Origin of the sequence: Aquimarina sp. RZ0, assembly GCF_008370685.1 — a bacterium.
Lineage (GTDB): Bacteria > Bacteroidota > Bacteroidia > Flavobacteriales > Flavobacteriaceae > Aquimarina.
In genome coordinates this window covers 1-10,814 of the sequence record NZ_VTZU01000121.1, presented here as the reverse complement: position 1 = coordinate 10,814, position 10,814 = coordinate 1, and the positions used below count along the sequence as shown (strand labels likewise).

Genomic DNA, 10,814 nt, shown 5'->3' with positions numbered 1-10,814 from the left:
GGTATCAATCCTAGAGAATGGCTAGCAAATACCTTAGAAAAATTACCAGACCATAGCATACAAAAACTGGAAGAACTACTGCCTGGATATCAAGAAAAAATTACTACGTAGTTGCTCGGATGCATACGTTTCTGAATTCTTTTAGAAGGATCATCACTTAGTAATGGAAATTCTTCTCCCTTTGCTTGTGCTTTGTCATAAAACTCAAGCATTCCCTTTGTGTTTTCATAATAAATAGGAGTATCTATATTGTAGTTTAGGTTGATAGACCATTTAATATCAGGATATATTCTTAACTGAACAATCTGATTAGAGCACCTACAAGTACCAACTGGAACAAAATAGGATTGATATCTTTCTTGTTGTTGTCTCTTGTAAGTTACGATCAATTGATCAGCCCAATACATACAAATAAAACCAAATATTTTATCATTAAATATTACTTTCTAATAATCTCAAATGCATCACTTCCTATTGGTTTATGGAGTTTAAAGCTATAATTAGAATTTTTCGTCTTACTATTTATTTTTCTTAGAGCTATTAATCCCCATTAGTATCATTAATTAACTTATATTCTCCTTTAATTTGCCCATTTACACCAATGATAGTACTATCATTTTGTATTTCAAATTTCCTTCCAAGAAATCCAACATTTTTGAAATTTTCGCAAATAATTGTTGACCCTTTTACGGTATATTTACATTCATTTGATAATTCTCCTTGATCGTAATTCCAATATGAAATGTTTACTAGAGTATCATTTAAAAATTCAATTTTAGCTCTTGTTGTCACAAAAGTATTGGCAAACTCTTGATTGTTTTTTATCTGTTCAGGAGATAATTGGTCTTTAGCGTACCCTACTTGTTCAAATATTTTTTGTGTAAGATTTATATTTCTTGTCTGCCCTTTGCAAGAAATTAAAAAAACAATTTGAAAAAATAAAAAAATGATTCTTACTTTCATCTCTGATCAATTTAAAATTTATTGATTACCACCGTTCCCATTTACCTGTTTTTATACTTTTATATAAATACACGGGTTGCCATGAACGTGCACCTGTTTCTGGGTGTTTAAACCAAATGGCAGGTTCTTTATCATCTTTTTTAAGTAAGGTCACTACTTTATTATGATAATATAAGCGCATCTCATAATTTTCTATAGGTTGGGGTTCTTTACCATCACCTATAGTAAGCATGCCATCTGCTACTTCTTGTATAAAATCATCATTTTTATATAGTTGAATTTTCCCTCTTATCATACCTTTTTTTACATTTTCTATATCCTGAGTATGATTGATAATAGAGGCTCTTGTTTTTGTAAACTCGTTTACCACTTCATTTAAAAGATCTTCTTTTTCAATTTTAGAAAGGTCTTGGGCTTGGGTATCTAAAGTAGTAATATTATAAGGTACTTCGGCTTCAAATACAGTTTTATATTCAAACATTGGTAACTCCTGATCATCGATATCGGGCATAGTCCACGTCCATAGCGTAGTATTACCTCCATATTCATTTTCTAGATCAGTCATATCATTATACCTAATCAATCGCATTTCTAAATGTGCTTTAGGAGATAAAGTTTCTCCCTTATACGGCAATACTTTTAGGGATATGGTTTGCTCGCCACTTTTTAAGATTCTTAAATTTAAAGGAACTCTAGTAGAATATGAAGGAAATAAGTCATAATACTTACCACCATTAAAATCATTGATTTTAACCTCATAGTAACAATTCTGGTTGTTAATTTGTAAATAATAGCCTGGTCGATTGGTATTTAGATAGGTATATCCTGAGTTTTGAGTATTAGACATGTCAGATTGATTTTGTTTGATGTTCTTTTGTTTTTGCGCACAGGCGGTAAAGAGTATTAAGGTATATAGAGATGTTATAATTATTTTCACTTGTTTAGATTTTAGTGGATTTTTTAATATTTGTTTTTACTAGGCAAAATAAAAAGTTTTATCTACAAATGTAGTTTTTTCAACGATAGTGTACCTGAAGAGTTCTTCTGTATTCCCCCCGTAATCATCAAATTTCGTTTCTTTTTTTCCTACAGCAATCAGACCTAAAAACTCTAGCTTTACAGTATTATAGATACCTTTATGCGCAGATACTCCCGGGCTTAAAGCAAGCTCAAAACCTGTTTCTGCATATGCCGTATAGGTACTTTCGGTTACAGCTCCTTTTATATCACCTCCTGCAAACATAAACCCTACCAAACCGCCACCAACGGTAACACTGGCTTCTATAGACATTTTAAGTCCTGCTTTTATTTCTCGTTGTAATTTACTTTCGTTTATATTTTCGGCTTTTTTTATAGTACCCTGTATCGCTAAACTTATCGATCCCATAGCTGTTAGTTTAAAAACTGGTGTCACACCTACCACATTTAATACCATATCAGCCACTTTTATTACTTGCCCTGCTACAGGAATGAATGTAGCACACGTAATGAGATCTAAGCTCCCTTCTAATTTAAATAATGGATCAGCTTTTAAAAATATATCATATTTTATGGGTGTTGCTGCACTTATATTAGATACTAGTGTTTCTCTACCCCAAGCAAAACCTATAGCAAAAGTAGGTTGGTGTACGGTTATCGTTATAGGTGCTTTGGCTAATTTTTTTAACCATTTTTTTCCATGTTTTTCTGCCAAACGGTGTACCCGTTTTTGATACAAGGTGTTCTGTTCTTCTTTACTAGACTCATTACCAGTAATCGTGTCTATTAAGTTTTTTGCTTTTGCAAAAGCGTATACAAAATCATCAACTTTTTGCCCCAAACCTGGGGTAAGATTCATGCTTTCTGTACCATAAGATGCTTTAATTCCTAAAGATAATTTTAATTTTTTAAGCGCTTTTTTCTTTTTTTCTTCTTCTACCGTAATTGGCTTGTTTCTATTAAATGGTTTAACACGTTCTTTATATTCTTTAATTAATTTTTGCTTTTTTTCATCTAGGCTTTTATGCCAATTTTCTTTGTATTTTGGATTAATATCTCCAAAAGAAAAAGTAATCCCCCAATTAATATTTGGATATACTTTTATAATAGCCATTTGATTAGGATAGCGACAAGTACTTATGGGTACAAAATAAGATTGTGCTTGATTATCCTTCAGTAAAAAATATCTCAAAATCCAAGCTTTATCAACTAAATCATTTGTCCACTCTCCAATTTTAGCTCCTACTATAGACTCAAAAGAAGTATCAAAAGTTTTATTATATAAATATCCAACTTCTAGTTCTACGCCATTGTCTTTATGTTCATATTTGATTTGTTGACCACTAATATCTAAGGTTTCAGAACCTGTGGTTTCTTGAGGAGTTCCTTCAGGATAGAGGACATAAGCTTTTTCCATAGAAAAAACATCTTCTATGTTATTATGCTTAAACTCTTCTTCTTTTTTATGTTTTACTTTTTTGCGTTCTAATCGCCCTTTCCTTACTTTTTGTGCAGTAGTAATTCCATAGCATTGCGGTTTTTTTAATCCTTTATCCTGATAATTCTGTATGGCTAACCCAACAGCTGTAATGGTTATTTTTTCTTTTGTATCTCCAGCCACAATTCCAAATGCCAGATTGGTTTGATCTATAACGGTTGGTGTTGTTTTGTTTTCATCAAATAATATAAAAGGTTTTTTTCTACTCTTATGAGTGATTTCTATTTTAGAAAATTTACACGGTTCGTTGCTTTTAGCCGTATATTCTGCATCACCCACAACGACCATCATATTGTTTTTGTCTGCCTCGTATTTGTCAAGAATAACATCCATCGTATCATACTTCACATCAAAGGATGCTTGCTGATCTTTTAGCACAGTACCTTTTGTAGTATCATATTCTTCTACAAGGATCTTTTTATATTTTTTAGCGTTGGTTTTTCCTTTATCAGTATTTCTTCCAAACCAACCTGACTGACTTACTGCCTCATCTTCTGAGGTATATATAACTCCAATGGTATCTAAATTAGGTGCTACACTTTTAAATTTATTAGTAAATTTTAGATACTTATGATTATTTCTAGGGTTCTCGTTGGCTGTTATTAAATAGTCATCCTTGATGTTGTCAACGTCCTCTCCTGCAAATGCATCTTCGTTTGCATAGAGCGTAGTTTTTATTTTTGCATAATAGGTTTTGACAGTATCTTTTTTGTGTTCACTATTGTCTCTCCATTTCTCATCAATCACAAAATCAAGCTCCGTCATTGTATTGACTGAAAACTTATCTGGATGGTACTTTTGGAAGTATTTTAAGGGTTCTTTAGTAGTTTTATTACCATCACTATCCCAAATCTCTACCTCAAAAAGTGCAAAATTATGATATCCTACGGTGTAGTCAGGGAGCATATGCCCTAATATATATAGTTTGATCGTGTTTTTATAGGTATATATATTACTGGTTCCTGATTCTCCAGGATATTTAAACTCATCCTTGTACCGGGCAAAATAGGCGGATAAAATTTTAGGCTTATTTATGGTAGCTATATAAGTACCCCTATCCAGCGTAGGGTAATCTATAAAGGGTTCAAAATAGTAGATGGTTCCCTCAGTAAGATCTTTTTTTGAAGTTTTGGTATTAATTGCATTTCCAAACACATATTGTTTGCCAATACCATATTTATCGATGGGCTCTGTTGCATTTTTTGATTTCCACTCACCCCATTTATCAAACTTCTGACCAATTTGCATCTTCTTAGCTTCTTCCAGATATTCTGTAGCAATCCATACCCATTTTACTGGTTTTTTATAAGCTGAAGTAGTGGCAACTCTCAATTCCTTTGTCTTTCCAACTTCTATTACTGATAAAGTAGCTTTTGATCCGATTTCTATTTCATTCACTCCATCAGTATCTACAATAATTACCGGGTTATCTGTATCTGCCATATGCTTTGTTTTATCTGAGGTTCTAAGTAGTATCGTTTTGTTTTTTATAATTGGATCAAAATTCTATAATCCAGTAGTTTGTTTTAAAATTCAGAACTGCGTCGTACCTGCAAATTGTAGAGGTTCTTAATAGATTTTACCCAAACACCTCCTTTACCGAACAAGGCTACTGGACGACTATCTGCTAAATAATCTGGTAAACTTTCTTTTGTCCAGTTTTTACCATGATCTCTGCTATAATAATAAAAGGTCTTACCATTGTCATTTCTTAAAACGCCAATATACTCTCTAGAAATATTCACGCCAACTATAGATTCATCCTGATGATTTTCAAAATCATAGGTTGTTAGTTGCTGCGAAGTATGGTTATAAATCATCAATGGATGTAGCTCTTTAGGGTTTACAACTTTAGAATACAGGCTATCTGTTGTATCATCTCTAAAAAAAGAATCAAATCGATAATTTTTGGGTAGATTACACAGGTGTATTTTAGTGTTTCCTGTCGTAAAATTAATACTTACGGTCTGTTCTAAGTTACCGTTTTTATAAAAAGTATAAAGTTCATTTTCATTTAAAAAAATGACATCATAAATGTTTACACCTGTTTTGTTTACCTTTAATTCTTGCCATGATTGTCCGCCATCGATAGTTGTGAGCAATTGTATTTTTTTGTTATTGTTCCCTATAGAAACGACCCCTTTTAGGGTGTCATAAAATTGTACATTTCTAATCTTCTGGGTATTAAAGTTGCTTATTTCTTTCCAAGTTTTTCCTAAATCCGTTGACCTTAATATGCTATTTTTTTCTGGTTTTGAATCTGTTTTATAGGTGTTTTTTATGAGGTACAGGTTTTTTTGGGTATCGCTTGTCATTTGTTTTAAATTTCCTTTACCCAGTGTTGATTTTTCAAAAGAGATCCCCCCATCTATGGTTGTAAATAAAATAGTTTCGTAATTTTGTTTATCACGAGGGCGATTTTCTTTTACCGAATTACTAATTTCTGCGATCGAATTATTACCTATTATAAATCCTGTTAGCGTATCCAAGATATGATATTGATTAAATTTATAATCAAAACTTATTGATCCTGTTTCGCTAGGGATATTTGTTAATTTCCAATTCATAGGGCTGTGTTCTAAAATTATATTTTTAGGTTGTTGTGAGTTGCAAGACACTGCCAAAAATGCAAATATACTTACCAAAATAGTGTACTTATTATTCATAGACATATTTACTCCTTGATTTTTTATCCCAAGCGATTACTTTTGCCACTTTAGAATAATGAACCTTGTTGGGGACTTTGTTTATTAATGTATGAAACCTTGGGTATGTTAGCTTTTCTATGCTTAGATCAGGGAAATAAGTTAGGTTCTTTCGTCTAATTTTGTGCATCGTAATTGCAACTAATGAAACCCAGGATTTGCCTTTATAAAGATCTATTTTTAGCTCTTTTGGGATAAATTGTACCAAATCATCATAGGCAATTTCCCAAGTTCTATGTGCTGTGGTTGTTAGTATTTCTTTAATTGTCATTAGGTCTTATTTTATCCAAGGCATATCTCTGTATTTGTCTAGTGCTCTATTTACTTTTTTCCAAATGTTATAAGCATCTTTATATAGTTCTAAATATCTCTCGGCATCTTCAATAGCATCTTCAATAACTCTTTGCGCTTCTTCAACACCTGCTTTTGCTTGACTGTACCAATCGTCTATTTGCTCTTCAAATACGATCATTGCTTGTTCCCAGGTTTTTCCAGATCCCCATTCTTTAAAATCGGGTGTCATACTTACTTTGATCTTATCGGATATAGGAATCCCAGTCAATCCTGCATCTAAATAAGCATCGGGATGTGTGGCAAAAGCAAAATCTCTAAACTCATCGTTCCTATTTTCTATTTCTGTATAAAAATTTTCTAAATTTTCTTCTGAGTTTAGCCGATACCTCTCATTAAAAGATTCGTTTTTAACAGATGAAAAGCTTTTGTTTATTACGCCTTCTTCCATATACTCTTGTAGTAAAATTTTTGCTAGTTTTAGCCATTGTTTACCTTCTTCACTTAAAGTAGGCATTAATACATTAGTAAAACGCACACAATATTTATATCCATAACTTTTGGACGGAACAGCTTTAAAAGTACCATGCCCACGTTTATAGTGGGTTAGTTGTTCATTTCCCATTTCTTCTTCCAGTGATGGAGTCCACCATTCCTGGATACCATCAATAATACCATAGCCTCCTTCTACCGCTCTCATCGTACCGTAATAGTAATCCGGTGGATCGTGTTTGCAACTACTAGTATGATGACGTTCCATAAAGTTTTCGAATCTCCATTTATAATATTGACAAGTCCCTATCATACTCTCAGGAGCTGCGGAAGGTTCTATTGCTCGACATACTTCCGCTTCTTCTTCACTTTCCTTATCTGTAACAGTCATAGCATCATATGGGGATGGCATATCTATTTCTCTTACATTAATGGGCAATACCTGACTTATTAGTTCTTCATCTGTATTCTCGGCATTTTGAGAAGATGGTGAAGCAGTTTGCCCATGAAAAGTAATTTCTACACAGGGAGACCCCGCAATTGCACAAGTAGCTTTATTGTCTTCTAACAACGGAAAACCTTGATTAGCTTGCAATTGTGTTTTCTGAAAAGCTCCATCCCATTTGGTAATATTAGGCATACAAGGCTTAAAGCTACTCCCTGTTGGTTGTAATTTACATTGACCAAAGGTTTTTGCCTGGAATGGCATTCCTAATTCTTTGTCTGTAGCTATTAATTTTTGACTCCCCCCTTGATCATTGATATAATTCTTTTGCTGACTAAGAACTGTCAGGGTATCAGGAACATCTCCAAATTGACATTTGCACAGTGCGCCGTGGCAAACTACTTTTTTTTGACTCATATCTTATGTGTTCTTAAATCCAAATGAAAACCACTTCTTTTTCTTCTTGGAAATGCTGCTATTGTTTGAAACTGAATCTTTTTTATCTTGAATAGTTTGATTTTTATCTGGTTTTTCAGATTCATCCAATGTAATTAAAACCTCGACTTGTTTAAGATCTTCTTTTTGAGTTTCATCATAAACGTCATAGAATGTTTTGATAGCCCTTGGTATTTTGGTATCAGTTTCCAGATGATATTCAATGTTTAATGCTGATGTTAATTTATGATTTTTTCTGTTTTTATATAAATTACTGGAAAAAGGTAAGAGCGCTTCTCCCTGAAATTCTAATTTTATAGAATCATATGCAGTGATCATAGGGGTTAGAGTACTTTTTCCTTTATACAGAATAGGTGTTTTATACGCTTCTAATGGAAATAATACAATACTCTCTCTTTTATAATTAGTATCATATTCCTGATATATATTATTAAAAAATACACTCCAGAATATTTCTTTTGATAAAGATATTTCCAATTTTACAAGGTCTTTTATTAGATTTTCAAATTTTTCAATCATTTTAAAAACTAAATTCCCAACATATAATTGTATTAATTTTGGTTTTATAATAGACCACCTGTCCAAGATTTCCTGATGGTTAGTTATTTCTAAAATTAGACCTGTATGATCTGTCGTTATATGTATTGGGTATATGACTTCCATAAACATAACAGATATTTCCTCTATTACCAATGAAGATTGCTTTCTATTAAAAAACACATCTTTTTTCTGTATTCTCCAACGGTACGGATATGATGATTCATTTTCATTGAGATATGCTATACTTACATCATAATCTAATTGCTTTATTTCATCCAGAGTAGTCCCTTCATAATAACGATGTGATACATTATAAAATCTTATCCCTTTTTCTGGCATAAGAGTTAAGGCATTATTATGTGATAGTGATACTCTTTTTGAATGCTCTTCCATATCAATGATGCTTACTCCAAAATCCAACATATTATATCAATATATTTTTTTCTGAACTATTACTTACTACTTGTTTAGCACTTGATAGTTCTAGATTCTCTTTGGTGCTATTGATAGTGATCTTTTCAGCATTTTTTTCCAACTCTTTGGATTGCAATTGCAGCTTTTCATCTATTAATACAGTACTGCTTTTTGCCGTTAAAGTTTGTTTATTACCGATACTTTCATTTTTGTTCTCTCCTACAGAAATAGCTAAATTTTCTTGAATATTAATTTGCATATTTTTAGCATTCAATGTCATATTCTCCAATGCCGAAATCTCTATATTGTTATTAGCTGTGTCGATACGGATCACATTATTATTTTTATCCGTGATGGTAATCATTTCATTTCCCTTGCTATCAGTAAACTCCAGTAGATGACCTGCCCTTGTTTTAATAGCTTTTTTGTCATTATTTTCTGTTCTCCATTGTTCTGGTCTTTTAGCCCCATTAAAAAATGAACCAACTACGTAAGGTCTTTCACTATTATTATTTTCAAATTGACAAATGACTTCATCTCCTTTTTCCGGGATCATATATAAGCCTCTGTCTGATCCTGCATGAGCAGTCATTACGCGAATAAATGGTGTGGTTTCTCCCAGCTGTTTTTGCCAGGGGAATTGCACGGTAACGCGCCCCAACCCTTGAGGGTCTGTATTCTCTATTACTTCTGCTTTTTCGATCGTACTTTGTGGATATTGCATCATATCAGTAAGCGGATATACCTCTAATTCTGTAGTAATTGCTTTAAAGTGATTTTGATAGTTCCCCATTTCTGTATTGGTATGGGTTACTTCGATCACTCTAAAGCTGCCTTGTCCTTCTATTTTTATAATTTCGCCCAGATTGACCCCCGGATTATCACTGATCCCGGTTGCAATTACCTGATTAGACTCTATAGCCTGCGTATGCTGCGTAACTTCTGTATCAAAACGTTGTTGTAGTGCTGTATCGGTATAGGGATTGTGGTATATCTTTGTCTCTTTAGCATATAAAGAAGCACTTTTGTCACTTGCCAGATTATGATATCCAGAAGTGCTATTATTTATTTCACTGGTTTTTTTCTCATATAACTCATCTGATAAATAATCGTGAGTAAAGTAATTAAAATTATTAGGTAAAGGTTCTATTTCTATGGACAACTCTTGCAAGTCTAGAGAATACGTGAGTGAGGTTTCCTGTGTTCCCGGATCACCAAAAACAAGTTTTGTACCATCATCATAAAACCAGTTATTAGAAATAGCTGCCAGTCTGCTTGCATACGAAAAACTACTTTCTCTAAACTGTACACTATAATGTAGCGTATTAGATGTTCTCGGAGCAAAGGCAGTGGTCAGTTTTCCTGCATCATATCCCTTAAAGGTTTGTTCTAGTATTTCTGAAAGGTTACGATCTACAAAAGAGGCACTGTGATTTCCATCTTCTGATAATACACTCATGCTTTTCCCTTCTATAACAATTAAATCTCCCGTAGCCTGATGGAAACCTTTGATGGTTTTAACCTTAGTCACTACTCCTCTAAACTGTAATTCCTTATATCTCTGGAAATCATTTTCTGATTTTATTTTTACGGTAATAGTTTCTGCAAGAAAATCTCGACTGTCCCCTACAAGTTCCAAAGTGCTTCTTTCTAAAACATCTGCTCTGCAGACCAAAGATAAGCTATGATGTGAACTAAGCTTTTGTTCCAGTTTTAAGCTCTGAAACGATGAAATAATAGTATTTCCAATAGAAATGTATGTTGTACTTAGTGTAGCCATAAGTCTAGTAGTTTATTTTTAGTAATATAAGCTCATAATAGGTTTTAAAAGCATGCAATATAATGATTAATACACACAGGGGTAAAACCCCCTTTTTTTATTGTTTTTATTTATAGGAATAATAGTAACTATTCACCGGATTGTATTGTTATCCTTTGATTATTTGGAATTTAGTTTAAAATTTCAGATTTTAGTAATCCTAATGACAGACAAGGAATTTATCGCCCAACTTCTCGAACAAGTTACCATCTT

Annotated in this window: 10 protein-coding genes; 1 reads left to right on the top strand and 9 read right to left on the bottom strand. The window is 32.8% G+C overall.

What is annotated here, in order from left to right:
• The first annotated feature begins 3 nt into the window (after positions 1–3).
• Positions 4–111 carry a transposase domain-containing protein gene (locus F0000_RS25745; RefSeq protein ID WP_255452901.1) on the top strand — a complete coding sequence of 36 codons (108 nt, stop codon included), beginning with the start codon at positions 4–6 and terminating at the stop codon, positions 109–111.
• Here F0000_RS25745 and F0000_RS25740 read toward each other — a convergent pair.
• The 9 genes from F0000_RS25740 to F0000_RS25700 form a co-directional block, all read right to left on the bottom strand.
• A complete protein-coding gene (locus F0000_RS25740; RefSeq protein ID WP_149627579.1) occupies positions 90–407 on the bottom strand; it encodes a hypothetical protein in 318 nt (105 codons plus the stop codon). The genes F0000_RS25745 and F0000_RS25740 overlap by 22 nt on opposite strands.
• Before the next feature lie 133 nt (positions 408–540).
• Positions 541–963 carry a hypothetical protein gene (locus F0000_RS25735; protein ID WP_149627578.1) on the bottom strand — a complete coding sequence of 141 codons (423 nt, stop codon included), beginning with the start codon at positions 961–963 and terminating at the stop codon, positions 541–543.
• A gap of 25 nt (positions 964–988) precedes the next feature.
• On the bottom strand, positions 989–1,900 hold the full coding sequence (locus tag F0000_RS25730) for a hypothetical protein (protein WP_149627577.1): 912 nt from the start codon (positions 1,898–1,900) through the stop codon (positions 989–991).
• 39 nt (positions 1,901–1,939) lie between these two features.
• Positions 1,940–4,882, bottom strand: a complete 2,943-nt coding sequence (locus F0000_RS25725; protein WP_149627576.1) for a hypothetical protein — start codon at positions 4,880–4,882, stop codon at positions 1,940–1,942.
• 83 nt (positions 4,883–4,965) lie between these two features.
• Positions 4,966–6,006: a hypothetical protein gene (locus F0000_RS25720; protein WP_188112289.1), complete on the bottom strand. Its 1,041-nt coding sequence runs from the start codon at positions 6,004–6,006 to the stop codon at positions 4,966–4,968.
• A gap of 91 nt (positions 6,007–6,097) precedes the next feature.
• A complete protein-coding gene (locus F0000_RS25715; RefSeq protein WP_149627574.1) occupies positions 6,098–6,415 on the bottom strand; it encodes a DUF2071 domain-containing protein in 318 nt (105 codons plus the stop codon).
• 6 nt (positions 6,416–6,421) lie between these two features.
• Positions 6,422–7,789, bottom strand: a complete 1,368-nt coding sequence (locus tag F0000_RS25710; protein WP_149627573.1) for a DUF4280 domain-containing protein — start codon at positions 7,787–7,789, stop codon at positions 6,422–6,424.
• Positions 7,790–7,792: 3 nt separating this feature from the next.
• Entirely contained in the window at positions 7,793–8,791 is a 999-nt protein-coding gene (locus F0000_RS25705) for a hypothetical protein (RefSeq protein ID WP_149627572.1), read from the bottom strand.
• Position 8,792: 1 nt separating this feature from the next.
• The gene (locus F0000_RS25700; protein WP_149627571.1) at positions 8,793–10,562 is read right to left on the bottom strand and encodes a type VI secretion system Vgr family protein; all 1,770 of its coding nucleotides are present in this window, start codon (positions 10,560–10,562) and stop codon (positions 8,793–8,795) included.
• Positions 10,563–10,814: the final 252 nt, after the last annotated feature.

Excerpts from the sequence above, each read along its gene's own strand:
- F0000_RS25740 (WP_149627579.1), bottom strand. The coding sequence starts at position 407 with ATGTATTGGGCTGATCAATTGATCGTAACTTACAAGAGACAACAACAA.
- F0000_RS25735 (WP_149627578.1), bottom strand. The coding sequence starts at position 963 with ATGAAAGTAAGAATCATTTTTTTATTTTTTCAAATTGTTTTTTTAATT.
- F0000_RS25725 (WP_149627576.1), bottom strand. The coding sequence starts at position 4,882 with ATGGCAGATACAGATAACCCGGTAATTATTGTAGATACTGATGGAGTG.
- F0000_RS25720 (WP_188112289.1), bottom strand. The coding sequence starts at position 6,006 with ATGAATTGGAAATTAACAAATATCCCTAGCGAAACAGGATCAATAAGT.
- F0000_RS25715 (WP_149627574.1), bottom strand. The coding sequence starts at position 6,415 with ATGACAATTAAAGAAATACTAACAACCACAGCACATAGAACTTGGGAA.
- F0000_RS25710 (WP_149627573.1), bottom strand. The coding sequence starts at position 7,789 with ATGAGTCAAAAAAAAGTAGTTTGCCACGGCGCACTGTGCAAATGTCAA.
- F0000_RS25705 (WP_149627572.1), bottom strand. The coding sequence starts at position 8,791 with ATGTTGGATTTTGGAGTAAGCATCATTGATATGGAAGAGCATTCAAAA.
- F0000_RS25700 (WP_149627571.1), bottom strand. The coding sequence starts at position 10,562 with ATGGCTACACTAAGTACAACATACATTTCTATTGGAAATACTATTATT.